This is a genomic window from Ruegeria sp. D6 (genome assembly GCF_056534365.1).
This window is the reverse complement of sequence record NZ_JBQFPH010000001.1, coordinates 179,267-204,175: the sequence shown is the minus strand read 5'-3', so window position 1 is coordinate 204,175 and position 24,909 is coordinate 179,267. Positions and strand designations below refer to the sequence as shown.

The window sequence follows — 24,909 nt, the reverse complement described above, 5'->3', positions numbered from 1 at the left end:
GCGAGGTTTCAGCCCGGGATTAAAACGCATGTGCGTCATTAGCTATGTTATCGCTAACATTCATCGGCTGAATAGAAAACCTGAGCGCAAAAATCAAGCGCGGATTTGCAGCTGGCATCGCGGAAGATCAGTCAGGACTGCGTCCGCAGCCAGTCCATCACCGCCGGACGCACGGATTGTTCCCCACGATGGCGGGCATCGGCGATAATTTTACGCACATCCTGAAGGTTCGACCGCAACAACAGGCTTTTGACCGGCCCGATTGAGGCCGGGCGCATCGAAAGGGTACGGATGCCCATGGCCGCGAGACACAGCGCCTCGACGGGACGACCAGCATCTTCGCCACAGAAGCTGAGCGGTGTGTCCGAGATCGAGCATCTCTCAACGATACGTTCAATGAAACTCAGAAAGCTGACATTCAGCGTATCGTAGCGACGGCGAACCAGTTCATTTTCGCGGTCGGCGGCGAAGAAAAACTGTTTCAGGTCGTTCCCACCGATCGAGATAAAACCGACTTCGTCAAAGAACTTCTGCGGCGCAAAGGCCAGCGAAGGCGTTTCCAGCATCGCCCCCACTTCGAGCGATTCAGGCAGAACATGGCCCAGACGCCGTTCACGCTCGATCGTTTTCTTGACCTCCCAGCGCGCCTCGCGAAACTCGTCAGCCTGCGCGACAAAGGGGAACATGATGGTCAGGGGGCGGCCATCAGCGGCGCGGATCAGCGCCTGCAACTGCATCCGCATCACGCCGCGCTTGTCCAGACCCACCCGGATCGCCCGCCAGCCCAACGCAGGGTTCGGTTCTTCCACATGCTTCATATAGGGCAGAACTTTGTCTGACCCGATATCGAGTGTACGGAACACCACACGCTTTTCGCCCGCAGCATCCAGAACCCGTTTGTATTGCGTTACCAGCTCGGATCGCTTGGGCATCTGATTGCGGATCAGAAACTGCAGTTCGGTGCGGAACAGGCCCACTCCCTCGGCACCAGAATTGCTAAGTGAGGGCAGATCGGCCATCAGGCCCGCATTCATCACCATGTTGATTCGCGCACCATCCTGAGTAACGGTGGGCGTTTCACGGATCGAGGCGTAGCGTTCCTGCGCCTTGGCTTCCATCGCGATTTTATCACGGAAAGCACTAACGACGGTGTCCTCGGGGCGCAGATGTACGACACCGCTATCCCCATCCACCAATATGTGATCGCCATTCAGCGCTTCGGTGGTGATGCGGCCTACATGCACCACCAGTGGGATCGCCAACGCGCGCGCCACGATAGTGGCATGGCTTCCGACCGAGCCTTCTTCCAATACGATCCCTTTGAGAGAACGGCCATATTCCAGCAGATCACCGGGGCCGATATTTCGCGCAATTAGGATCGGATCGGGCGGCAGGTCAGCCCCATTTCCGTTACCCTGTCCAGTCAAAATTCGCAGCAACCGATTGCTGAGGTCGTCCAGATCGGCCAACCGTTCACGTAAATACGGATCGGTGACCTGCCCCATGCGGGCCCGCGCCTGAGATTGTTCTTTCTCGACCGCCGCCTCAGCGCTGAGACCAAGAGCGATGTCCTCCTCCATCCGGCGCATCCAACCCTTGGAGTTGGCGAACATCCGGTAGGCTTCCAGAACCTGCAACTGCTCTTTGTCGCCGCCCTGAGAAATCTCAAGCATCTTGTCGACGCCGACGCGTAGCTCTTCAACGGCCTCGGTCAGCCGCTCACGCTCACGATGCGGGTCTTCGGCAATGGGATTGGTGACAACAACACGAGGTTCATGCAGCCAGACATGGCCTTCAGCAGATCCCTCCTGCGCCGGGCCACCGGTAAGTTGCACCGATTGCTGGTGCAGCGGTGACAAGGCCGCGCCTTCGCCGACGAACGCGCCCAGTTCGGCCATTTCGGCCAGAACCATCGCGACAACTTCCAGCGCATAAACCTCATCCGCCGAAAACTCGCGCGCGTCCCGGGACTGAACCACCAGTACGCCCAGTTTCTGACCCAGACGCTGTACCGGCACACCAAGAAAGGACGAATACCGTTCCTCGCCAGTTTCCGGCATGTACCGAAAGCCCTTCGCCGAGGGCGCGTCCGCCGTATTCACCACCTTGCCAGATTTGGCGACGCGACCGACCAGCCCTTCGCCCATACGCATCCGCGTCTTGTGCACCGCTTCTGGGGACAGACCTTCGGTGGCGCACAGTTCAAGCGTATCCTCATCCCGAAACAGGTAGATCGAGCAAACTTCGCGACCGGTACTGTCGGCGATCAGGTGCGTGATCCGGTCAAGACGTTCCTGACCGGCGGCTTCACTCGCCATTTCTTCGCGCAGCCGTCCCAGCAGCTTGCGAGATTCTGTTTCCGTGCCTTCCGCCATGGCCCACCCACGTTACGGTTTCAGACAGGACACTTGGCTGAAAGCTCAGGCCGCCTTGTCCAGTTCAAAGGCATCATGCAGTGCCTGAACCGCAAGTTCCATGTATTTCCTGTCGATCAGGACGGAAATTTTGATCTCGGAGGTTGTAATGACCTTGATGTTAATCCCCTCATCCGAGAGAATCTTGAACATCTTGGCCGCAACACCGGATTGCGAACGCATGCCGATCCCGACAACTGAGACCTTGCAAACGTCCTCATCCGCAACCAGTTCGGCGTAGTTCAGCTCACCCTGATCCTTGATCGCCAGCAATGCCTTTTCGGCGCGGGAGACCTGATTGGTCGGACAGGAGAAGGTCATGTCGGTGCGCCCTTCGTCCGAGATATTCTGGACGATCATGTCCACGTTCACGCCCTCGTCGCTGAGCGCGGTAAAGATGATCGAGGCGATGCCGGGACGGTCCGCCACCGAAACGACGGTCATCTTGGCTTCGTCGCGGGAATAGGCCACACCGGCCACAACATTGGATTCCATGATATCCTCCTCGTCGCAGACCAGTGTACCGGCCTCGTCGGATTGTTCCTCAAAGCTTGAAAGAACGCGCAGTTTCACCTTGTAGCGCATCGCCAGCTCGACCGAGCGGGTTTGAAGCACTTTGGCCCCCAGCGAGGCCAGTTCGAGCATTTCCTCGAACGAGATTTTGTCCAGCTTGCGCGCCTTTTCACAGATGCGCGGGTCGGTCGTATAGACACCGTCCACATCCGTATAGATGTCGCAGCGCTCGGCTTCGAAAGCGGCAGCAAAAGCCACGGCGGTGGTGTCCGAACCGCCCCGACCCAGCGTGGTGATGCGACCTTCGGGGCTGATGCCCTGGAAGCCCGCGACCACCGCAACGCGCATCCCTTCGCCGAATTTCTGGTTGATATTCTCTGGCGGGATTTCTTCGATCCGGGCCGCTGAATGGGCACCGTTGGTGATCAGCGGCACCTGCCAACCCTGCCAGCTGCGCGCCGGGATGTCCATTTCCTGCAGGGTCAGCGCCATCAGGCCAGCTGTAACGTTTTCACCAGAGGAGACAACGGCATCATATTCGCGCGCGTCATAGAGCGGAGAGATTTCATCGACCCAGCCCACCAGCTCGTTGGTCTTGCCGGACATCGCCGAAACGATGACGATGACGTCATAGCCTTTAGCTACCTCGACACCAACCCGTTTGGCAGCACGGCGGATCCGGTCCAGATTGGCGACCGATGTGCCGCCGAATTTCATCACGAGTACGGGCATGGGGGCTAGTGTCTCCGCGCCTTGAATTTCTGATCCCGTGCCTCTTATGCGAGGGGGGGCGCAAGGGCAAGTGGGCAAAGTCTGCACCGCAGTGCTTTACTTTGGTCGTGCGTGGTGTAAGCGTTCGATCAAAGTCTTATTCCACGAGGATTTCAATGTTCCGCTTTGCCCTTGCCCTAAGCTTGGTTTCGACTGCCGCAAATGCCCAAGTGGCCACCCTATCGGGAACGGATGGCGAGAACTCATTAGGCACCGTTCCATGCGCTGCATTGGCAGGTGATACACTGGCCAGTTGTCCGGCCGAATTGCGGAAGCGCGAAGATGGAACGGCGACGTTGGCGGTTCAGTTGAACACTGGCGAGGTCCGGCGGATTTACTTCACCAAAGGCGTGCCGGATTCCAGCAGTTCGACATCGAAACTGACCTATGAGACACGCGGTGATATCATGGTGATCTTCATTGATCCCGGTGAAGTCTACGAAATCCCCAAGGCGGCCCTGAACTCTCAGTAAGGGTGCGCCCGACCATCCCAGGTTTCAAAACAACCGGTAGTATCGAGCGAGAGAGCCGCAAATCGCTCGATCAAGCCGTTTGCCGCCTGATCGACCGTGATCTCTGCCGCAGCTCCGCCCATGTCCGTCTGCACCCAGCCCGGATGGTAGATTCCCACCGCAATGCCATCCGCCTGTAGGTCAGTCGCTAGGTTGCGGCCCAAATTCAGCGCCGCCGCCTTTGACGCACGGTAGATATAGCTGCCACCCGGCGCGCGCGTATGTGACGCCATCTGAGACGAAACGATGGCGATCCGGCCCCGCGCGGTTCGCAGGTTCGGCAACAAGGACTGGATGGTAAGAAACACGCCTGTCACGTTGGCGGCGAAGCTTTGCGCCCACATCTCGGCGGGATAGCCACTAATGTCGTGTCCTTTGTCCAGATAAACGCCCGCATTGCAGATCAGCAGGTCAATCTGGCGGCCTCGCAGTTGCTCGGCCATCGCAGCGTGCTGTTCTGGGTCCGTGACATCCAGCACGATATCTGCGCTACCGTCCCGGGCAGTTCCGGTCACTTCATGACCTTCTGCACGATACTGATCCGCAATGGATTTCCCGATCCCTCGGTTCGCGCCCGTAACAACGATGTGCATGGGTCAGTTGGTTTTGCGGCTAGGAACAAACGGCAGCGGTGCGACCGGCACGCCGTCTTCAATCAGCGATTGCGCCTCTTCGGGCTTGGCCTCACCATAGATTGCGCGCTCGGGCGCATCCCCCAGATGGATTTTGCGGGCTTCTTTGGCGAAATCCTTGCCCACATAGTCCGAGTTTTCCTCGACCTTTCGACGCAGTTCGCTGAGGACCTCAGCGATCTCGGGCGAAGGTGTTGCCATGCTGATATCATCCGCAGAAGGCTGCGCTGGTGCAACCTCGGTCACCGCCTTGCGCGCAGGCCGGACACGCGGTGTCATCACCGCCTTTTCCACCTTGTCGCAGCCGCATACCGCGCAGGTTACCAACCCGGCCGCTGACAGTTTGTCAAAGGCGGCTGCGGATTGAAACCAACTGTCAAAGCTGTGGTCATTGCTGCATTTCAATGCGTATTGAATCATATCACATCCAAAATCCGGTTGGCGAATAGATACCGACCAACATGGCAATATCAAGTCTTGATCTTGGCCCGCTATTGCCGATGCAACCCGAATCCACCCAAAAGCGCAGCAAGATCGGGCGACGACACCTTCAACGATGCCTTTTTGGGCGAAACCCATTTGCGCCTGCGCTCACCCGCTTCGGGAAACTGCGCCTCCAATCGCTGCACATGCAGCGGAAACACATCAACCAGACACAGCGCCGATGGCTTGCCAGGCCGGTTCTTGATATAGGCAAACCGACCAAGACTTTCGCTTCCGCACTGCCCCAAAACACCAGCCTCTTCCCAGGCCTCGCGGGCGGCTGTTTCAGAAGGGGTCAGCCCGTTGATCAACCAACCCTTGGGAATGATCCAGCGCCGCGCCCTGCGCGTTGTGATCAACAAAATCTCTGGCAGGTCATCATTGGTACGATAGCAAAGCGCAGCGGATTGAGCATAAACAGGCAGCGCCCCGGAAAGGGAGAGGTTTTCTGCCGAAAGCCCGGCAATCGCACCACTACTGCGCCCGTCAAACACGGTTCATATCCACTGCTCGCTCCGCTTATGTTGCGGTTTATAAAGTGATATTTATCATATCCGGCAGAGTCTGCCAAGCTTTACGGGAAAGCCCCCTTGTTCAGAGCCATCCGCCCCGACAAACGCCGCACCAGCTCGTCATGAGGGATGTCGGCATCAATCGCCAATCGACGCAGCCCAAAATGCACATGCGCGATCTGCTGGTAGTAGCGGGTATAGACAAAATTTGTACCGCCCCCAGCAAGCGCCCCAAGCAACGGTACAGACTGCGCCGCCAGCTTCTGGCCCAGCACTACGGACAGGCGCGGCGCCACCATCGCAATGAGGCGTTGCATGGTCGGTCCGGTCAGGGTCATGCGCATTGAGAAAAAGCCCAGATCAGCCCCGTCATCCTCGGCCAAAGGACCTGCGGCTGACAACACTCGGATCGAGTCGAATTTCACGTTCTCGGCGGTCGGATCAAATCCTTCCCGCATCGCTGCGCCTTGGATCGCGCGCAGCATCATGGCGGTTGTCGCGGGCAGCTCGACAAGTGCTGTGGACACTCCACCCAGACCTCCGGCTGCGCCCATGGCAGTGGTCAAGGCTGTGTTGACCCATGGTTTCTGGTCAGGCACGGCACGCCGAGAGCCTTCGGCCGCATGCATGGCAAGCCAAAGCGCCTGTTCGGTTGCTTCGGTCAGACCTTCTCGCACCGGCTTAGGTAACTGATCCAATAAGGATTCCGCCGAACCACCAAGCTTGTTCAGCAGATTCACTCCTGCGCCACCTGCCGCACCGTACAGCTGCGCAAGCCGATCAAGCTCGGCCTCGGGATCGAGTTTTTCGACAAGAACCACGTCCTGCATCTGTGCCCTCCTGTCCTGAAAACATCGGGACTTTGCAGCGGGTTTTCAATGGGTCAACGGGTCCAGCGACTAACAAGCCCCTGAATTTCGGACCAAACTCCGGGGGTCAGTTCCAAACCCAGTATGCGATCAGGGTTGGTGGGCGGGGGCATTTCGACACCCGTCAGCGGGGTGAACCCGAACCGGGCATAATAGGGCGCATCGCCCACAAGCATGACGCGATCCCACCCTTTGGCGCGCCCGGCCTCTACCCCCTGATGGATCAGATATCCGCCCAACCCTTCGCCTTGATGGGTCGGGTGGACCGCCACTGGACCTAGCAGCAGCGCGTCATGTTCACCCACATGCACGGGCCAAAACCGGATTGCACCAGCCAGAATGCCCTGCCCATCGCGCGCGACCTGCGACAGGCCAGCGACAGGCGGCACGTCATCGCGCAGACGATAAGACGACAACGCCTCGCGCCCCGGAGCAAAGCACAGGTCATAGAGCGCTTCGACCTCCCACCAGTCTTCCGGCTCTTCCGGCCTGATCTTGAATTGCTGCACGCGCGCCCTCTTATCCTTGCTGGAAATCGCCCTAGCACTTCGATAGGCCTTGGGCAAACGCTTGGAGTCCATATGTTCTATCGCCCCGAAGACGGCCACGGCCTGCCACACAACCCCTTTAACGCCATCATAACCCCACGCCCGATCGGCTGGATTTCGACGCGCGATGCTGACGGGATCAACAACCTGGCCCCGTATTCCTTCTTCAATGGTGTCGCTTATACACCGCCTCAGGTGATGTTCGCCTCAACCGGCTCCAAACACGATCAGGATGGCGGCAAGGACAGCATCGCCAACATCGAGGCCACGAAGGTATTCTGCGTCAACGTGGTGGCCCATGCGCATCGCGACGCAATGAATGCCAGCTCAGAGGGTTTGGAAAAGCACGTCGACGAGTTCACTCATGCTGGGCTGACACCCGTTGAATGCGAAACCATAAATTGCTCTCGGGTCGAGGGAGCGCCCGCAGCGCTGGAATGCAAACTTACTCAGATCGTAACTCTGCCGGGTGAGTCCAATCGGGTGGTGTTCGGAGAGGTCACTGGTGTGCACCTGCACGATGACCACATCCGTGACGGCAAATTTGACGTGACCTCATTCAACCCGCTCGCGCGGTTGGGTTATCGGGACTATTCTGTGGTGACAGAATTGTTCAGCCTTTCACGCCCGGATGACTAATGCCACTGCCTGATCCTACACGCAGATATCCGATTGTTCTGCCCGACGGCTCTAGCCACAACGGAACAGTGTTTCTATCTCAGGCCATCGATCATCCCCGCTTTGAGGCAGGAGCTTACACTTATGCGTCGGATTTCGATGCACCGAAGGACTGGGCGCAGCGGCTTGCACCGTATCTGTTTCCCTTTTCAGAAGAAAAGCTGATGCTGGGCAAGTTCTGCCAAATCGCTCATGGAGTAAGGTTTATCACTGCCTCCGCAAATCACGCGACCGATGGCTTGACCTGCTTTCCATTTCCAATCTTCGATCCGGATCGCATGTCAGGCTACCAGCCTGATACACGTGATACCGTTATCGGGCACGATGTCTGGATCGGTTACGGAGCTTTGATTTTACCCGGAGCGCAGATCGGAAATGGCGCGATTGTTGGCGCAGGCTCGGTCGTGCGGGGTCAGGTTCCACCCTATGCAGTCGTTACCGGAAATCCGGCAAAAGTCCGGCGCTATCGTTTTGATCGCGATGTGATTGAAAGGCTGCAAGACTTGCGATGGTGGGATTGGCCCGCAGAAACCATCACTCGGGCCGAAGATGCCTTGCTTTCAGGCAATATCGATGCGTTGGAGCGCATTGCTTCTGAGATATAAGGCGGCCAACCCGGCCGCCCTTTCGCGTATTCAGTGCCCGCCCAGAATACCGGTGCGGACCGAATAATCCACGGCCAGTTCGTAATCCGGGTCATCATCGCTGTCGACCATCAGATGGCCGGCCTTGTTCAGCAGTGTATGACAATCACGGCTCAGGTGCCGCAGCATGACGCGTTTGCCAGCCGCTTCGTATTTGGCGGCGATGTTCTCGATAGCCTGCAGCGCGGATTGGTCCACCACACGGCTGGCTGCAAAGTCGATGATGACGGTCTCGGGGTCGTTTCTTACGTCGAACAGCTCCACGAAGCCCTCGGACGAGCCAAAGAACAGCGGGCCCTGAATTTCATAGACCTTCGCCCCTTCTTCCGTTTCCGAGTCGCGCGTAACCGCGTGGATGCGTTTGGCGTTATTCCATGCATAAGCCAGGGCAGAGACAATCACACCGACCACAACAGCCACTGCAAGGTCTTCCATCACGGTGACGACTGTCACCAGTACGATCACGAACGCATCCATCAAAGGCACCTTGCGCATGATCTTCAGCGAATTCCAGGCGAAGGTTCCGATCACCACCATGAACATCACACCGACAAGTGCGGCCAGTGGAATCTGCTCGATCAGAGGCGAACCCACCAGGATGAAGAGCAACAGAAATAGCGCTGCAGCGATACCTGCGATACGCGTGCGCCCGCCTGACTTCACGTTGATCATCGACTGACCGATCATCGCACAACCGCCCATACCGCCGAAGAAGCCAGTGACCACGTTCGCTGTGCCTTGCGCGATACATTCCTGCGAGGCACCACCGCGCTTGCCGGTAATCTCACCCACAAGGTTCAGCGTCAGCAGGGATTCAATCAGACCGATTGCGGCAAGGATCAGGGCATAGGGCAGGATGATTTCAAAGGTCTCCCAGTTCAGCGGCACCATAGGTATATGGAAGCTGGGCAGGCCGCCTTCGATCGAAGCCAGATCACCGACACGCGGGACGTCCAGCCCAATGCCAATGACCAAAGCAGCGACAACAAAAATCCCGGCCAGAGGCGCTGGGATGACGCGGGTGATGCGGGGCATGATCCAGATCACAGCCATGGTCAGAGCAACCAGACCCAGCATTGTGTAGAGCTGTAGGCCTGAAAGCCACTCGCCACCGCCCATGCCGTGGCCGGTATTTTCCATGGTTCCGGGCACTTTGAATTGCCCCAGCTGCGCCAGAAAGATCACAATCGCCAGGCCGTTCACAAAGCCCAGCATCACCGGATGCGGCACAAGTCGGATGAACCGGCCCCAATGCATCGCACCTGCGATGATCTGCATAATCCCCATCAGCACCACCGTTGCGAACAGGTATTCGACCCCGTGTTGTGCGACCAGTGCGACCATGACAACGGCAAGCGCCCCGGTCGCGCCCGAGATCATGCCGGGGCGACCACCGATCAACGCAGTGATCAGACCGACCAGAAACGCCGCGTAAAGCCCGACCAGAGGGTGCACCCCGGCGACAAAGGCAAAGGCCACGGCTTCGGGGACCAGCGCCAAGGCGACGGTGAGACCGGACAGCAGTTCGATCCGCAGGCGGGAAAAGGTCAATCCCTCATCCGGGACCCAGCGCAAATCGGGTTTGGCTATACGATTGGCAAAGCTTGCCAGCATGGCTCGGGGCATGGATCGGTCCTGTTGGTCGGTTTTGTTCGCGCGAAAGGGGCCTTCTAGCGGTCAAACCGGTCTTGAGATACCGCGCCAGGCGGGACCCTGATATGCGCCGTGCGCATAGCTTGACCCAAGCGCACACAAACCGTTGAACCCACTTGTCAAATGAAGCTGTGGCCCGCAGAACTCACACAGCAGGAATTTTCAATGGAGAGCACTCGTGACCCAAACAAAAATCGCCGTCATTGGAGGATCGGGCATTTATGACATCGATGGTCTAGAGAATGCCGAGTGGGTCACAGTAGAAACGCCATGGGGCGATCCGTCGGATCAGATCCTGACCGGGTCGCTGGATGGGGTCGAAATGGCCTTCTTGCCGCGTCACGGTCGCGGACATGTGCACTCGCCGACCGAGGTGCCCTATCGCGCCAATATCGACGCGTTGAAACGGCTTGGCGTAACGGATGTGATCTCGGTCTCGGCCTGCGGGTCGTTCCGCGAACATATGGCGCCGGGTGATTTCGTGATCGTGGATCAGTTCATCGATCGAACATTTGCCCGTGAAAAGAGCTTTTTCGGGACTGGCTGCGTCGCCCATGTCAGTGTTGCGCATCCGACCTGCCCGCGCCTGTCGGACGCTTGTGAGACTGCTGGCAAGACGGCTGGCATCACCATCCACCGAGGTGGAACCTATCTGGCGATGGAAGGACCGCAATTCTCGTCATTGGCGGAATCCAAATTATATCGCGAACAATGGGGGTGCGACGTGATCGGCATGACCAACATGCCCGAAGCGAAACTCGCCCGCGAGGCCGAGCTTTGTTATGCGTCAATTGCCATGGTCACCGACTATGACAGCTGGCACCCTGATCACGGTGAAGTCGACGTGGCCGCCATCATCGCCACGCTGACCGGTAATGCGGAAAAAGGCCGGGCATTGGTCAAAGGTCTACCCACTCTGCTGGGGACCGACCGTGCGCCCTGCCCGCATGGCTGCGACCGGGCGCTGGAGTATGCCATCCTGACCGCGCCTGAAAAGCGCGATCCGGAATTGTTGGCCAAGCTGGATGCTGTGGCTGGGCGGGTGTTATAAACTCAGTACTGCGACAGTTTCTTTTGCACTTCGTCCCATAGGCCACGCGACCACAAATCGTTGTGGGTGCCGTCGGGGATCACGTAAATCTGCGCGGTATCAGACATCTCGGCCAGAGCTTTTCCGTGATGCAGTGGAATAGTTTCATCCTCGGTGCCGTGAAAAATCAACGTCGGCACCGAGATCTGTTCGATAAGATCACGTGTGGCGAACTGATCCCTCATCAAGGCTGAGACCGGCAGAAAAGGATAGCGTTCCGCCGCGACATCAACGGTTGCAGTGAACGGGGCCTCAAGCACCAGAAGTTCTGCATCAGGACGCTCGGCAGCCACAGCGGCGGCAATGCCGGTGCCAAGGCTCTGACCGTGCAGCGCCACAGCTTTGCCCTGACCCGCCAGCCTGTCATAGAGCTGAACTCCATCAGAGATCAGCGCCAGTTCCGAAGGCTCGCCTTCGCTGCCCGGAAAGCCGCGATAGCTGGGGGCAAGCAGCCCGTAGCCCGAGTTGAGGATTTCGCGCAGCCGTTCAGCACGGTCCCCCAGATTGCCGCTTTGGCCGTGGAAGAATAGGACGGTCGGTGCATCCGGGATTGCAGCGGGTGCTGCCCAGACCGTCAGGGCAGTACCATCAGCCATTGTCAGCGACAGCGCATCAACATCCGCCAACCCCACCGAAGCCGGATCCGGTAACGTACCTTCGGGTTTGTACAGCAGAGATTGCTGGTTGAAAAACATGTATCCGAGGACGCCCGCATACAAGATCGCCGCGGCCAACAGCAGTCCTACCAAGATGCTTTTGAGGCGCTCGACACCGGATCTGGCGCGGCCGGTATCGGCCTCAGCGTGTTGGGTTTGAACCATGGCTCCCTCCTTTGGGTCGCATTGCGAGAGTGGGGTACATTGGAGGCGTTTCAAGATGCATAAGCCAAGCTTCATCCAATTTTAAACCTGTTGCGGCAATCCCAGATCGCATTGCACGCCTGAATTCCCTGCCCCATGTCCTCGGTATTTAGGCGACCCCGGCTTCGCAAATCCGAACGCCAACCCGTTGGAGCCGGTGTTTCACCACGAGAATGTGCCCGCAAAGCCTTGACCAATACGTCGTGCCAAGGCTTGGTGTGGGAAACACTCTAATAGGATACTCCATGTCCATTGAAATCTGGCTGGCCTTTGTGGCCGCTTCGACCGCGCTGCTGCTGATCCCAGGCCCGACCGTGTTGCTGGTGCTTAGCTATGCGCTGTCGAAAGGACGCAGTGTGGCGGTTGCCTCGGCCACTGGGGTCGCATTGGGGGATTTGGTGGCGATGACCGCGTCGCTGCTGGGGCTGGGGGCGCTGGTGCTGGCCTCTGCCACACTGTTTACCGTGCTGAAATGGGTTGGGGCAGCCTATCTGGTCTGGCTGGGTGTCAAACTCCTGCGCAGCGCGCCGTCGGGCGGGCTGCAAGCAATTGAAACCGAACGTGACGTGACCGCCCGCAGTGTTTTTGGCCATGCCGCTGCAGTCACCGCGCTGAACCCGAAGTCCATTGCCTTCTTCATCGCTTTCGTACCGCAATTCTTGCGTCCAGCCGAGCCTTTGGGTCCGCAATTCGCGATCCTGATCGCAACATTTGTGGGTCTCGCGGGGCTGAACGCGCTGGCCTATGCGCTGCTGGCGGACAAGCTGCGCCGTATGATCGGACGTGCGAATGTCATCACGACCATGACCCGGTTCGGAGGGTTGACCCTGATCGGAATGGGCATCGCCACAGCGGTTCTGCGCCGCCCGGCGTGATTTCAGTTTTCAGCGTTTTCCTTCATGAACCCCCGGATAAACCGGCGGATTTCGCGGGCGGCAGAGGTGTCCAGATCCCTGCACAACTCGACGAACGCGTCGCGCTCATCCTTGTCGAGGCGCAAAACCAACTGACTGTTTTTCTTCGTAGATTTCTTTCCATCTTTCTTGGTCACACGTCCAGTCCCCGTCCTGCCCTTGATTCTAAGTGCGATGCATTGTATATACATAGAATATAAAATGTAGATATCGCGCACATAACAGCAAAAGTGAGATTAAAGCAATGAACCTTCATGTCGCGCAAGCTATTCTTCTTCGGGATCAACGCAACTGGCGCAAGCCGCACCTGTCCTGGCTTCCGAACGCGCTGTATCGCTACTACGGCCTGCCTAACGCCATGCGCGGCCGCAGCAAGTAGCCGCAGGGGCCAGAGTTCTCTTGCATGACCGCACCTTATGGGCGAAATACCCCGCGCGTGTTTGATGCCAAAGGGGTGGCCCATGTCCAGAAACAAAACGGTCAAGGATTACATTCGGACCATCGTCGATTTCCCGCATGAAGGGATCATGTTCCGCGATGTCACCACCCTGTTTGCCGACCCGCGTGGGTTCCGCATGGCAATTGACCAGATGTTGCACCCTTACGCCGGTGAGCGAATCGACAAGGTTGTGGGCCTTGAGGCGCGCGGCTTTATTCTGGGCGGTGCGATTGCCCACCAGCTAAGCGTTGGATTCGTGCCGATCCGCAAAAAGGGCAAACTGCCCGGCACCACGATCAGCCAGGACTACAAGCTGGAATATGGCGAGGCGATCGTCGAAATTCACGATGACGCCATCCAACCGGGTGAGAAGATCCTGGTCGTTGATGATCTTCTGGCTACCGGAGGCACCGCCGCCGCGGGGATCAAGCTGATCGAACGGCTGGGCGGCGAGATCATCTCATGCGCGTTCATCATCGATCTGCCCGAATTGGGTGGTCGCAAAGCGCTGGAAGATTTGGGCATGGACGTGCACGTTCTGTGCGAGTTCGAAGGGCTCTGATCTCCACAAACTTCACAAACTCGTGACTGGAAATCGCGTGCGCCGCAGGCTTAGCGCGATTGGGGTCACATTCAAGAAACAGTTGCCTCTGGATTCTGTGATCTTGTCGCGACCTGACTGCGTACCCCGAATGATGCCACCTAAGGCATTCTCAACAAGGGAAATCATGTCATGTTGCGCAAATTCGCTGTTGCTGGAGTTGCCAGTCTTCTGTTGACCACCTCTGCTTTGGCAGATGGGCACGCCAAGGATATCGTCGATACTGCGGTGGGCGCGGGCAGTTTTGAAACGCTCGTCGCTGCCGTTCAGGCGGCCGAACTGGTTGAAACGCTGAAAGGCGAAGGGCCGTTCACCGTTTTCGCCCCAACGGATGAGGCTTTTGCAGCGCTCCCCGAGGGCACGGTCGAAAATCTGCTGAAGCCCGAAAACAAGGACCAGTTGGTCGCAGTGCTGACCTATCACGTTGTCCCGGGCAAAGTGATGTCGGGTGATCTGTCCGATGACATGACCGCCGCCACCGTGCAGGGCGGAGATATCACCATCGATCTCGACAATGGCGTCATGGTGAATGATGCCAACGTTGTGCAAGCCGATATCGAAGCCGAGAACGGCGTGATCCATGTGATCGACAAGGTCATTCTGCCCGCTTCGTAAAGAACCGCAGCGCCCCGGTATACGTCCGGGGCGCGTCTATTAGGCCAGAACCGCCCCGGGGTTCATAATCCCTTGAGGATCAAGCGCTGCTTTGATCGCCCTCATGGCCTGCATCTTGACCGGATCGCCATAGCGTTCCAGATCATCTGTCTTGAGCCGACCGACACCGTGTTCGGCACTGACCGATCCACCAAATTCATGAACCAGATCATGTACCGCGCGTTTGACCGCGCCCCGCTGTGCGACAAACTCCGCCTTATCCTGCCCGGCAGGTGGAAATACGTTGTAGTGCAAATTACCGTCGCCCAGATGGCCAAAGCAGTTTACGCGAAACGGCCCCTGCCCGGCCACCACATCCGCACCGCGCCGAATGAACTCTGGAATGCGGGAAATCGGGACCGAGATATCATGGCTGGAAACTGATCCGATCAGCCGGTTGGCCTCGGGGATGCGCTCGCGCACGGCCCAGAGTTCGGACCGCTGTGCTTCGCTCTGCGCGATGACCGCATCGCGGACCAGATCGCGCTCATCAGCGGCGACATAAATCGCCTCAAGCATGTCCGAAGGGTCTTGGCCGACCGACAAGCCCAGCTCGATCAACACACTCCATTCCGGTGTTGCCGCAAAGGGTTGCCGCACGTCGGGCAAAACCTCGGTCAGGAATTTGAGTCCCTGCCCATGGATCAACTCAAACGTACTGACCGCTTCCCCCACTTGATCCCGCGCCACTGACAACAGATCAATGGCAGCCTCGGGTGAGGAGACCTGAAACATTGCGGTTCCAACGCCCCTGGGTCGCGGGAACAGCTTCAACGCCGCCGCCGTAATGATGCCAAGTGTCCCTTCGGACCCGATCATCAGGTTACGCAGGTCATAACCGGTGTTGTCCTTACGCAACCGGCTAAGCCCGTGCCAAATCTCACCACTGGGCAATACCACTTCAAGCCCCAAGCACAGATCGCGTGCATTGCCATAGCGCAGCACATTCACGCCACCCGCATTGGTGGCCAGATTGCCACCAATCCGGCAAGAACCCTGCGTAGCCAGCGACAGGGGAAATAGACGGTCCGCATCTTCAGCGGCGGTCTGGACGTCGGCCAAAATGGCACCGGCCTCGGCCACAAGTATGTTCTCGGTGGGGTAAGTCGCCCGTATCGCCGTCATCCGTTCCAGGGAAACGATCAAAGGGACAGGACCATCCGGAACAACCTGCCCTCCTACCAGACCGGTGCCGCCGCCATAAGGGACAACAGGCACCCGAGCGTCTGCGGCCAATTGCACCAGAGCCGACACATCTTCCACAGTGCGTGGCAAGGCAAGCAAACCGGGCTGCCCGACAAACCGCTGACGCGGCTCTTCAAGGTAACGATCTGCAATCGGGCGCAAAACGTCAGCACCCAATCGGGCTCTGATTGCTTCGGCAAGGCGGCTGTCTGCAGAGTTCAGTTTCATGGCTCTTCCCTGCCAAAGGCCACAGGCCGCGACAAGCCCTATTCCAGCTCTATCAGGTACTGAGGCTCCAGCACCACAACCGTCGGCCTGTCGGGCAGCGTGCGCAACGAGACGACAATCTCGGACACCCCATCCCGTTCAACCGGGAATTCATCCCGAATATCCACCAGAAACCGCTCAAGCGAAAAGTCCGAGAACCAATGCATCGGGATAATGACCGAGCTTTTGAGGCGTTTCAGAACCTGAACCATCTCGGGCAAGGGCATCGTGGTGCCTCCGTCCACCGCCGCCATGACCACATCCAGCCGACCCAGTGCAGCGAATTGTTCATCCGACGGAATGTGATGCAGATGCCCCAGATGGCCGATGCACAACCCTTCGACCTCGAACACAAAGATCGAGTTTCCGCGATCTTCAATACCGCCATAGGCCGAACGGATATCGGTCGACACATTGCGAATCAGCATCTCACCCAGATCAAGATGGTGCTCGATGCCTTCGCCGAACTCGCCCCAGCCCGGCAAGACATACGGGATGGCCGGATCGGGATGGGCAGTCCAGTGGGTGCTGTGCGCATGGTTCATTGTGACCACGTCAGGAATTAGCGCAGCGCCGCCGATAAAACCGGTGAAATCGGTCACCGCGTTCAGCCCGCCCTGTGTCTGGATCAGAAACGATGCATGCGCGACATAGCTGATACGAACCGAAAACTCGGGCACGGGATCCTGCCACGCCGCTTTGTGAAGATATTCAATCCCCGGTGCCGCATCTGCGATGGCGATACAGTGACTAGGCCGCCGCTCCTGCGCCACAGCCCCGCCGGCAATCATCATCAGTCCCGCAACAAACCGCCACATAGGGCAAGTGTAGCGCAATGGGCCAACAAGTCATGCCCTTGTTGATCTGGCCACGGATATCTCCAAGACAGGAGGCTTGCCATGCCTGGCGGCAGAGCCCTCTAGCCTGCCTCAGTCTTGCCCCGACGATCGGACCTTAAGCTGGCATACAGAACATGCGTTCGCCAGCGCCCATTGATCTGCAGATAAGACTGCGCCACGCCTTCGTACTTGAAGCCTGAGCTTTCCAGCAGACCGCGAGAGGCCTTGTTCTCAGGCAAACACGCGGCCTCGATCCGGCTTAAATCCAGACGGGTGAAGGCGTGATGAACAACGGCGCCAATTGCTTCGCGCATGAACCCCTGACGCGCAAAGGCCTGCCCGGTCCAATAGCCCAAGGTGCCAGCCTGCGCCGGACCACGGCGAACATTGTCCAACGTGATCGCCCCCAACAGAATATTGTCTGTGCGACGAAACAGGAACAGGGGAATCGCCGTTCCGCTTGCGACTGAGCGCTGGGCCCAATAGACCCGGTTGGTAAACGATTTGCGGCTCAGATGGTCTTTGGCCCAAACCGGCTCCCACGGCACCAGATAGTCCTTTGAAGCACGCCGCAGGGCGGTCCAGTCGTTGAAGTCGGAATGCATGGGCGGGCGCAGCGTCAAGCGCTCGGTTTCGAGTTTCAGCTTGCGTCTGCCTAACAGCATCACGCCGCACGCCTCTCCTGCAGATCCACCAGCGTCGGTGCGCCCGAGACCGGCCCATACAGCGCCAGCGCTGCAGGGGCTTTGACTGCCATGTCTTCGGCAAAAGCACGCACGTCCTCGGTGCTGACCGCATCGATCTTGGCCACGGTGTCCTCAAGCGAGGGCACACGTCCCCAGATCTGCACCAGCCGCGCCAGCCGTTCGGCCCGGTTCGACGGGCTTTCCAGCCCCATCAGCATCCCAGCCTTCATCTGGGCCCGCGCACGGGCAACCTCTTCTGCGCTCATGTCTTCGGCAGCGCGCTTCATCTCGTCGATGGTAATCGTCGCCAATTCGCCCACCTGATCGGCCGAGGTGCCTGCGTAAATCGTTGTCGTACCGGTATCCGCATAAGCACCGGTCTGAGCAAAGATCGTATAACAAAGCCCGCGCGTTTCGCGCACTTCCTGAAACAGGCGCGAGGACATGCCTCCACCCAGAGCGGTCGAGTAAATCTGGGCCGTATAGATCGCATCATCGCGATAGCCCGGACTTTCCAGCGCCAGCGCGAAATGCGCCTGCTCCAGTTCTTTCTCCTGCCGCGCCTCACCACCAGTGAACCGCGCAGCGTCGGGGATCAGACCCTTGCGCGGCTGCAGGTGGCCGAACATCTCTTCGGCCAGTTTCATCAGCGCATCGTGGTCCACAGCTCCAGCTGCAGACAGGATCATCTGTTCCGGCCCATAGTGCTCAGCCACAAAACCCGACAAGTCCTCACGGGAAAACGCACTGACGCGCTCGGTCGGGCCCAGAATGGTGCGGCCAAGGGGCTGGTCGTGATAGCTCTGCTCTTGCAGCCAGTCAAAGATTACATCGTCCGGCGTATCATAGGCCTGACCGATTTCCTGCAGGATCACGCCGCGCTCGACCTCGATCTCGCGCGGGTCGAACACCGGGTTCAGGACGATGTCGCCGATGACATCCATGGCCAGCGCCACATCGTCCTTCAATACGCGTGCATAATAGGCCGTAACTTCGCGCGAGGTATAGGCGTTGATGTACCCGCCCACATCCTCGATCGCTTCGGCGATTTGCAGCGCAGAACGCCGCTGGGTTCCCTTGAACGCCATATGCTCAAGGAAATGCGCGATACCGTTCTGCTCGATCCGCTCGTGCCGCCCACCGGCGGTTACCCAGATGCCGATGGCCGCAGATTGCAGTCCCGGCATATGTTCACTGACGATACGAAATCCGTTCTTCAGTTGGTCTTGTCTGACAGTCACCCAGCAATATGCCTTCTGATATGATCCTCGAGGGTGCCCAGATCATTTGCTATGCGGGTCACCCGTTCCGGACGTTCATATAGATCAGACATGCGGGATGGAAGAGGCGGATGTTCGCCGCTTGCCTTCTCGACCGCCGCCGGGAACTTCGCGGGATGCGCGGTTGCGAGAGTGATCATGGGCACATCGGCAGCGCGGTGGTCTTCAGCCACTTTGATCCCAACGGCGGTGTGCGGACAAACCAACTCGGCGCTGTGGACCATCGTGCGCCTGATCGTCTCAAGCGTCTCGTCCTCAGAAACGCGGCCCGAGTCAAAGCTTTCTCGCAGAGCCTCCATTGCGCCTTGGCTGACATTGAAGCCTCCGCTCTTGAGTTCGTCCATCAACTGAGCGACTGCGCCGCCATCTTCGCCATAGGCGTAGTACAGTGCGCGCTCAAAGTTCGAGCTAACCTGAATATCCATCGAAGGGCTGATTGAGGGGATCGTATCGCCCTTGAAATATCCCTCGCCCGAGAGACAGCGATGCAGAATGTCGTTCTGGTTGGTCGCCACCACCAGACGATCGATGGGCAGCCCCATGCGTTTGGCCAGATAGCCTGCGAAGATATCGCCGAAATTCCCTGTCGGCACGGTGAAGCTGACCTTGCGATGTGGCGCGCCGAGGCTGACGGCGGCGGAGAAATAGTAAACGATCTGTGCCAACACGCGGGCGAAGTTGATCGAATTGACGCCTGCAAGTTTCACACCGTCGCGGAAATCAAAGTCGTTGAACATGTCTTTGAGCGCTGCCTGACAGTCATCGAAATCGCCGTCTACCGCCAAAGCGTGCACATTACTGTCTGCAGGCGTAGTCATCTGACGGCGCTGCACTTCTGAAACACGGCCATGCGGGAACAGGATGAACACATCCACCGCATCCAGGCCACGGAACGCTTCGATTGCGGCAGAACCGGTGTCACCGCTCGTCGCGCCGACAATGGTAACGCGATCTTCGCGCCGTTTGAGCGCGACCTGGAACAGCTGGCCGATTAGCTGCATGGCAAAATCTTTGAAGGCCAGTGTGGGTCCGTGAAACAGCTCCAGCAGAAAATGGTTCTCGTTCAGCTGCTTCAAGGGCGCGCGGGCGTCATGGCCGAAGCCCTCATAAGCGCGCGCTATGATATCTTTGAATTCATCATCAGAGAACGAGCCACTCACATAGGGCCACATCACGCGGAATGCGATTTCTTCGTAGGACAAGCCAGCCAACGCAGCAATTTCGTCCTGCGACATCACCGGAATTTCAGCGGGCAAGTACAGACCACCATCACGGGCCAGTCCGGTCAGCATCGCCTCTTCAAAGGTCAGTTCGGGCGCCTGCCCGCGGGTCGAGATGTATTTCATGTCGCGTCACTTTCGGAATTGGCACGGCTGCGCCACAGGAAGTATCCGGTCATTGCGGCCCAGACCAGAGCAAGACCAAACCAGATGATTGCATATTGCAAATGATCGTTGGGGATGCCCGCCGTATCCACCGGCATTGGCGTTACATTCGGATCGGTTTCCGAGCGGGCAATCAGCAACACCGGCTCAGCCCCCAGCGCGGCGGCCAGATTGGGCACATCGCGGGCGAACCAGATGTTGCCGTCAATATCTGCGTCAGGCGTGTAGCCATCGACTTCATCGGGCCAGTGCAGGTTGCCGGTGATTTCCATCGGGCCAGTCAGACGAACAGCCTGCTTGGCTGTGGTCGGCACAAAACCGCGATCCACCAGAATAGTCCGGTCGTCGGTGGTAAAGGACTGGATGATCCGATACCCCGGCCCCACCTGCTTGACCGAAACCAAAACGTGGATCTCGCCCGGTTCGATCTCGCCTGTGACCGTCACCGGCAGGTATTTGTCCGCATCTTCGGACACCTGCAATGGCAAGGCGACAGGATCGGCAGCGATGCGGCTTTCGATCTCGGCCAGCACCTCCTGTTTCCAGGTCAGCCGCTGCAATTGCCAAATGCCCAGCGACAGCAGCAGGCCCAGACCGGCAAGACCGAAGATCAGCAGAAACAGAAAGCTGCGCATGGTGGGATCAGACCTTATTGCGGGAACCGGCGCCTTGTTAAGGGGCACGTGAACCGAAGTGCAACCATGTAATTGTATCGGGCGCAATCTTGCGCCCCTGATTGAGAAAAAGCCGCCCCGTGGGGCGGCTTTTGCAATTGGATCACCTGCGTGGCGTTACATCAGCGGGGCCTGACCCCAGATGTAGACGGCGAAAAACAGGAACAGCCAGACGACGTCAACGAAGTGCCAATACCATGCGGCAGCCTCGAAACCGACGTGTTTCTCGGGCGTAAAGTCCCCCTTCAGGGCGCGGATCAGACAGACCGACAGGAAGATGGTGCCGATAATCACATGCGCGCCGTGGAAACCGGTTGCCATGAAGAAGTTCGAATAGAACTGATCGCCACCGAACTCCCAACCCTCATGGGCCAGTAACTCATAGTATTCAAACGCCTGAAGCGCAGTAAAGGCGATGCCCAGAACGATACCAATGGCCAGACCATTGATCAGCGCCTTGCGGTCATTGTCATGAACAAGCGCGTGGTGGGCCCAAGTAATCGCACAACCCGACAGCAACAGGACCAAAGTGTTGATCAGCGGCAGGTGGAACGGATCAACGGCGTGGATATCCGGCTGGATGTATTCAGTACCGGCATAGTCGTACATCGGATACATGCGATGTTTGAAGAACGACCAGAACCAGGCGAAGAAGAACATCACCTCGGACATCACGAACAGGATAAAGCCATAGCGCAGGCCGATACGCACGACCGGCGTATGATCGCCCTGACGGCTTTCAACCACGACTTCGGACCACCATGCAAACATGGTATAAAGAACCCCGACCAACCCCATCCAGAAGATCCACGGGGTGATCCCGTGCATCCAAAGAACGGCCCCGAACAGCATCACAAATCCGCTTACCGCGCCGATCAGTGGCCAGATTGACGGGTTCAGAATGTGGTAATCATGGTCTTTTGCGTGTGCCATCAGCGTCCCTCACCTACAGGCGTTAGTTCTTGTTTGTCTCAGCCTGCACGTCAAGGGCGGCATAGCCCTCGGGCAGATCAATCTCATAGAATGTATACGACAGCGTGATCGTATGCACATATTTTGCTTCGGGATCTTCGATCAGTTCGGGATCGACGAAGAACGTAACGGGCATCTCGACTCGCTCACCCGGCTCCAACACCTGTTCATCGAAGCAGAAACAGGCGATTTTCTGAAAATACCCCCCGGCGGAATAGGGCGCCACGTTGTAGGACGCCTGCCCTGCGACGGGCTTGTCGGTTGGATTGTACGCTTCGTAGAACGCCAGACCTGTCTCACCGATACGTATTTTCATCTCGCGTTCGACGGGCTTGAATTCCCACGGCATACCCTTGGCCTTGGAGGCATCAAATCGGACCGTCACCACTTGGTCGAGAATGTCATCAGGGGCTTTCTCGGCAACCCCGGTGGTCCCTCCATACCCCGTGACCCGGCAGAACCAATTATAAAACGGCACCGCTGCCCATGCCAAACCGCCCATAAGGACGACGACGCCGACCAGTTGCGCGACCGTTTTCTGTGGCCCCGTCAACTTCATCAGTTCTGCACCTGCTGCGTCGCCAGACTAAAATCTGTGTTCGAGACCTTGACGACTGTCAGGCCGAAGATGATCACGATGAACGCGGCCAGTGTCAGGCCGACGCCCAGATTGCGGCTGAACCGTCTTTGGTGAAGTTCGTGAGTTTTGCGCAGGCTCATGACCAGCCTCCTAATCCGTAAGGTTTCAACAGGGCCTCGACGAGAATCGCGCCGAAATGCAGAAACAGGTACAGCAGCGACAGTTTGAAGAAACTGCGTTCGACCTTGAAGTTGTCGGCCTCCGAATCGTCTTCGTTTCGACGAGAAATCTGCCAGGCCCCCCGCAGAAACAAGCCATTCAGAACCAGCGCAACAACTAGATAAATCGGGCCTCCGATATCCGAGAACGCAGTACCCACCGCCAGCACCGCCAGCAGCGCGGTATAGACAAGAATGTGCCAGCGTGTGGCGCGTCGACCGTGCGTGACGGTCAGCATCGGCACGCCTGCGTCGTCGTAGTCCGAGCGCATAAACAGCGCCAAAGCCCAGAAATGCGGCGGCGTCCACATGAATGTTAGGGCGAACATCAACCACGGCTCAAGCGTCATCGAACCTGTGGCCGCGACCCATCCGATGACCGGCGGGAACGCCCCCGCGGCACCACCAATGACGATGTTCTGCGGAGTCGAGCGTTTCAGCCACATCGTGTAGACGACGACATAGAAGAAAATTGTGAAGGCCAGAAACGCCCCTGCAAACCAGTTGGTTGCCAAACCCAGCATAATCACGGACAGGCCAGACAGAGCCAGACCCAGCGCCAATGCCTCGCCTTCTTCAACTTTGCCAGAGGGGATTGGACGGCCTTTGGTGCGCTTCATCACGCGGTCGATATCCGCGTCCCACCACATGTTCAGCGCGCCGGATGCACCGCCACCAATAGCGATGAACAGGATGGCGCAGAAGCCAACAAATGGATGTATCGGAACCGGAGCCGCAAGCAGTCCGACCAAAGCCGTGAATACGACCAGCGACATCACGCGCGGCTTCAGCAGGGCGAAATAATCACCAAAGCTGGACTCGTCCGCGCGGGTCTGCGCAGAAACGGTGCTGGCATTGAAGCTTGCGTCGCTCATATCCGGTCCTTTTCGGGGCAAAAGCTGCGCGATTTCCGCGCAGCTCGCATGTGTTTATCTAGGCCGCAAAGGGCTTAGTTCGAGGCCACTTGGTAGGAAGCAGGCTGACCTGCATATTCTTCAAGCGCGCCCTGCAGCCACTGTTCATATGCCTCTTCGCTGACCACTTTGACAGTGATTGGCATATAGGCATGGTCTTTACCGCACAGCTCAGAACACTGTCCGAAATAGACGCCTTCCTTGTCTGCTTCGAACCACAGTTCGGCCAGACGACCAGGAACGCCGTCCTGCTTCACGCCGAACGAAGGAATGGTCCAGGAATGGATCACGTCCGATGCAGTAACCTGCATCACGACAATCTTGCCGACCGGAACAACGACCGCGGTGTCGGTGGCGAGCAGCCATTCGTCTTCGCCATAGCCTGCATCGGCCAGCTTCGCCCGCATCGCATCGTCCAGAACAAACGGTGTTACGTCGGCATCCGCCGGGCGCGCGCCCTCGTCGAGGGTGGCCGGGTGGCCCAGGAGATAGCTATCGAAGGCAAAGTCATGATCGACATATTCGTAGGTCCAGTACCACTGGTTCCCCACGACTTTGATGGTGATGTCGCCTTCGGGAATCTCTTGTTGCTTGAAAAGAACCGGCAGCGAGAAAGCCCCGATGAAGACCAGAATCAGGATCGGGCCCAAAGTCCAGGCAATCTCAACCGGAGTGTAATGCGAGAACCGAGCCGGGTTCGGGTTTACGCGCTGGTTGTAGCGTACGATGCAGTAAACCAGCAGACCCGCAACGAACACACAGATCGCGGTGATGATCACCAGAATCATGTTGTCCAGCGACTGAATCCCTTCGGCAAGGCTGGTGGCAGCAGGCTGGAACCCCATGCCGCCGTCAACCGGCTTGCCAATAATCTCAAGCTCCTGAGCCATGGCGGGAAGGCTGGAGAGGGCCGTAGCAAGCCCGGAAAGCATCAAAGCATTCTTCATTTTCTGTCCTGATCGTTTGATCTTTGCGTCTCTCGCGAAAAGGTGTGAATCGGTCGCACCTCTCCCGTTGTCTTTGGCCGCGTTAAAAACCATATTCCGTCGGGTAGATAAAGCAAAATGCTTGCGTCAAACAGACGCTATTTTTGATCTGGATCAAACCCGAAAGGTCACAACT

29 protein-coding genes are annotated in these 24,909 nt (G+C 58.0%); 8 read left to right on the top strand and 21 right to left on the bottom strand.

Translation table 11 applies throughout. The annotated features are described in order from the left end of the window. Positions 1–131 precede the first annotated feature (131 nt). Together ptsP and ACR0A1_RS00980 are read right to left on the bottom strand one after the other, a co-directional pair. On the bottom strand, positions 132–2,375 hold the full coding sequence (gene ptsP, locus ACR0A1_RS00985) for a phosphoenolpyruvate--protein phosphotransferase (protein ID WP_170397273.1): 2,244 nt from the start codon (positions 2,373–2,375) through the stop codon (positions 132–134). A gap of 45 nt (positions 2,376–2,420) precedes the next feature. After that, a complete protein-coding gene (locus tag ACR0A1_RS00980; RefSeq protein WP_170397275.1) occupies positions 2,421–3,659 on the bottom strand; it encodes an aspartate kinase in 1,239 nt (412 codons plus the stop codon). Positions 3,660–3,814: 155 nt separating this feature from the next. On the opposite strand from ACR0A1_RS00980, the gene ACR0A1_RS00975 reads away from it, so the two are divergent. Then, on the top strand, positions 3,815–4,171 hold the full coding sequence (locus ACR0A1_RS00975; RefSeq protein WP_170397277.1) for a hypothetical protein: 357 nt from the start codon (positions 3,815–3,817) through the stop codon (positions 4,169–4,171). On the opposite strand, the gene ACR0A1_RS00970 is transcribed toward ACR0A1_RS00975, so the two are convergent. The 5 genes from ACR0A1_RS00970 to ACR0A1_RS00950 all read right to left on the bottom strand — a co-directional run bounded on the left by ACR0A1_RS00970 (position 4,165) and on the right by ACR0A1_RS00950 (position 7,215). After that, positions 4,165–4,803: an SDR family NAD(P)-dependent oxidoreductase gene (locus tag ACR0A1_RS00970; RefSeq protein ID WP_480754440.1), complete on the bottom strand. Its 639-nt coding sequence runs from the start codon at positions 4,801–4,803 to the stop codon at positions 4,165–4,167. The two genes, ACR0A1_RS00975 and ACR0A1_RS00970, sit on opposite strands and share 7 nt — an antisense overlap. 3 nt (positions 4,804–4,806) lie before the next feature. Continuing rightward, positions 4,807–5,262: a DUF1178 family protein gene (locus ACR0A1_RS00965; RefSeq protein ID WP_480865881.1), complete on the bottom strand. Its 456-nt coding sequence runs from the start codon at positions 5,260–5,262 to the stop codon at positions 4,807–4,809. Positions 5,263–5,333: 71 nt separating this feature from the next. Next, positions 5,334–5,819, bottom strand: a complete 486-nt coding sequence (locus ACR0A1_RS00960; RefSeq protein ID WP_170404261.1) for an NUDIX hydrolase — start codon at positions 5,817–5,819, stop codon at positions 5,334–5,336. Positions 5,820–5,899: 80 nt separating this feature from the next. After that, entirely contained in the window at positions 5,900–6,667 is a 768-nt protein-coding gene (locus ACR0A1_RS00955) for an EcsC family protein (protein WP_170404266.1), read from the bottom strand. 53 nt (positions 6,668–6,720) lie between these two features. Beyond that, on the bottom strand, positions 6,721–7,215 hold the full coding sequence (locus ACR0A1_RS00950; RefSeq protein WP_170397287.1) for a GNAT family N-acetyltransferase: 495 nt from the start codon (positions 7,213–7,215) through the stop codon (positions 6,721–6,723). Positions 7,216–7,287: 72 nt separating this feature from the next. Between ACR0A1_RS00950 and ACR0A1_RS00945 the strand changes: the two genes are divergently transcribed. Together ACR0A1_RS00945 and ACR0A1_RS00940 are read left to right on the top strand one after the other, a co-directional pair. Beyond that, on the top strand, positions 7,288–7,893 hold the full coding sequence (locus tag ACR0A1_RS00945) for a flavin reductase family protein (protein ID WP_170511439.1): 606 nt from the start codon (positions 7,288–7,290) through the stop codon (positions 7,891–7,893). After that, the gene (locus ACR0A1_RS00940; protein ID WP_170397291.1) at positions 7,893–8,537 is read left to right on the top strand and encodes a CatB-related O-acetyltransferase; all 645 of its coding nucleotides are present in this window, start codon (positions 7,893–7,895) and stop codon (positions 8,535–8,537) included. Before ACR0A1_RS00945 ends, ACR0A1_RS00940 begins: the two co-directional genes overlap by 1 nt. Before the next feature lie 30 nt (positions 8,538–8,567). Here ACR0A1_RS00940 and ACR0A1_RS00935 read toward each other — a convergent pair whose 3' ends face one another. Continuing rightward, complete coding sequence (locus tag ACR0A1_RS00935) at positions 8,568–10,202, bottom strand: SulP family inorganic anion transporter (RefSeq protein WP_170404268.1); 1,635 nt, start codon at positions 10,200–10,202, stop codon at positions 8,568–8,570. Between the two features lie 205 nt (positions 10,203–10,407). On the opposite strand from ACR0A1_RS00935, the gene ACR0A1_RS00930 reads away from it, so the two are divergent. Further along, positions 10,408–11,280 (top strand): S-methyl-5'-thioadenosine phosphorylase, encoded by an 873-nt coding sequence (locus ACR0A1_RS00930; RefSeq protein WP_170663867.1) that lies wholly within the window; start codon positions 10,408–10,410, stop codon positions 11,278–11,280. 2 nt (positions 11,281–11,282) lie between these two features. Here ACR0A1_RS00930 and ACR0A1_RS00925 read toward each other — a convergent pair whose 3' ends face one another. Further along, positions 11,283–12,140, bottom strand: a complete 858-nt coding sequence (locus ACR0A1_RS00925) for an alpha/beta hydrolase (RefSeq protein ID WP_480865877.1) — start codon at positions 12,138–12,140, stop codon at positions 11,283–11,285. A gap of 284 nt (positions 12,141–12,424) precedes the next feature. Between ACR0A1_RS00925 and ACR0A1_RS00920 the strand changes: the two genes are divergently transcribed. Continuing rightward, positions 12,425–13,054 carry a LysE family translocator gene (locus tag ACR0A1_RS00920; protein WP_170397298.1) on the top strand — a complete coding sequence of 210 codons (630 nt, stop codon included), beginning with the start codon at positions 12,425–12,427 and terminating at the stop codon, positions 13,052–13,054. A gap of 2 nt (positions 13,055–13,056) precedes the next feature. Here ACR0A1_RS00920 and ACR0A1_RS00915 read toward each other — a convergent pair whose 3' ends face one another. Beyond that, on the bottom strand, positions 13,057–13,230 hold the full coding sequence (locus ACR0A1_RS00915) for a hypothetical protein (RefSeq protein WP_170397300.1): 174 nt from the start codon (positions 13,228–13,230) through the stop codon (positions 13,057–13,059). A 107-nt stretch (positions 13,231–13,337) separates the two neighbouring features. Between ACR0A1_RS00915 and ACR0A1_RS00910 the strand changes: the two genes are divergently transcribed. The 3 genes from ACR0A1_RS00910 (at position 13,338) to ACR0A1_RS00900 (ending at position 14,748) form a co-directional block, all read left to right on the top strand. Further along, the gene (locus ACR0A1_RS00910; RefSeq protein WP_255612018.1) at positions 13,338–13,472 is read left to right on the top strand and encodes a hypothetical protein; all 135 of its coding nucleotides are present in this window, start codon (positions 13,338–13,340) and stop codon (positions 13,470–13,472) included. Positions 13,473–13,554: 82 nt separating this feature from the next. Continuing rightward, positions 13,555–14,094: an adenine phosphoribosyltransferase gene (locus ACR0A1_RS00905; RefSeq protein WP_010441681.1), complete on the top strand. Its 540-nt coding sequence runs from the start codon at positions 13,555–13,557 to the stop codon at positions 14,092–14,094. Positions 14,095–14,265: 171 nt separating this feature from the next. Next, a complete protein-coding gene (locus ACR0A1_RS00900) occupies positions 14,266–14,748 on the top strand; it encodes a fasciclin domain-containing protein (RefSeq protein ID WP_170424274.1) in 483 nt (160 codons plus the stop codon). 39 nt (positions 14,749–14,787) lie between these two features. Here ACR0A1_RS00900 and ACR0A1_RS00895 read toward each other — a convergent pair whose 3' ends face one another. From ACR0A1_RS00895 to coxB, 11 genes are all read right to left on the bottom strand, one after another. Then, complete coding sequence (locus ACR0A1_RS00895) at positions 14,788–16,200, bottom strand: FAD-binding oxidoreductase (protein WP_480865875.1); 1,413 nt, start codon at positions 16,198–16,200, stop codon at positions 14,788–14,790. A 38-nt stretch (positions 16,201–16,238) separates the two neighbouring features. Continuing rightward, positions 16,239–17,030, bottom strand: a complete 792-nt coding sequence (locus ACR0A1_RS00890) for an MBL fold metallo-hydrolase (protein ID WP_480587201.1) — start codon at positions 17,028–17,030, stop codon at positions 16,239–16,241. A 128-nt stretch (positions 17,031–17,158) separates the two neighbouring features. After that, entirely contained in the window at positions 17,159–17,743 is a 585-nt protein-coding gene (locus tag ACR0A1_RS00885; RefSeq protein WP_170397308.1) for a GNAT family N-acetyltransferase, read from the bottom strand. Further along, entirely contained in the window at positions 17,743–19,005 is a 1,263-nt protein-coding gene (locus tag ACR0A1_RS00880) for a M16 family metallopeptidase (RefSeq protein WP_170626462.1), read from the bottom strand. The genes ACR0A1_RS00885 and ACR0A1_RS00880 overlap by 1 nt, the downstream gene beginning before the upstream one ends. Further along, positions 19,002–20,390, bottom strand: a complete 1,389-nt coding sequence (gene thrC, locus ACR0A1_RS00875) for a threonine synthase (RefSeq protein ID WP_480865873.1) — start codon at positions 20,388–20,390, stop codon at positions 19,002–19,004. Before thrC ends, ACR0A1_RS00880 begins: the two co-directional genes overlap by 4 nt. Continuing rightward, on the bottom strand, positions 20,387–21,064 hold the full coding sequence (locus tag ACR0A1_RS00870) for an SURF1 family protein (RefSeq protein WP_170564724.1): 678 nt from the start codon (positions 21,062–21,064) through the stop codon (positions 20,387–20,389). The genes thrC and ACR0A1_RS00870 overlap by 4 nt, the downstream gene beginning before the upstream one ends. A gap of 156 nt (positions 21,065–21,220) precedes the next feature. Next, positions 21,221–22,036, bottom strand: coding sequence for a cytochrome c oxidase subunit 3 (locus ACR0A1_RS00865; protein ID WP_170397316.1), 816 nt, complete (start codon positions 22,034–22,036; stop codon positions 21,221–21,223). Between the two features lie 22 nt (positions 22,037–22,058). Further along, entirely contained in the window at positions 22,059–22,634 is a 576-nt protein-coding gene (locus ACR0A1_RS00860) for a cytochrome c oxidase assembly protein (RefSeq protein ID WP_170397318.1), read from the bottom strand. After that, complete coding sequence (locus tag ACR0A1_RS00855) at positions 22,634–22,795, bottom strand: hypothetical protein (protein ID WP_170397320.1); 162 nt, start codon at positions 22,793–22,795, stop codon at positions 22,634–22,636. The genes ACR0A1_RS00860 and ACR0A1_RS00855 overlap by 1 nt, the downstream gene beginning before the upstream one ends. Beyond that, entirely contained in the window at positions 22,792–23,748 is a 957-nt protein-coding gene (cyoE, locus tag ACR0A1_RS00850; protein WP_480865870.1) for a heme o synthase, read from the bottom strand. Before cyoE ends, ACR0A1_RS00855 begins: the two co-directional genes overlap by 4 nt. Positions 23,749–23,822: 74 nt before the next feature. Then, on the bottom strand, positions 23,823–24,734 hold the full coding sequence (gene coxB, locus ACR0A1_RS00845) for a cytochrome c oxidase subunit II (RefSeq protein ID WP_170397324.1): 912 nt from the start codon (positions 24,732–24,734) through the stop codon (positions 23,823–23,825). Positions 24,735–24,909 lie beyond the last annotated feature (175 nt).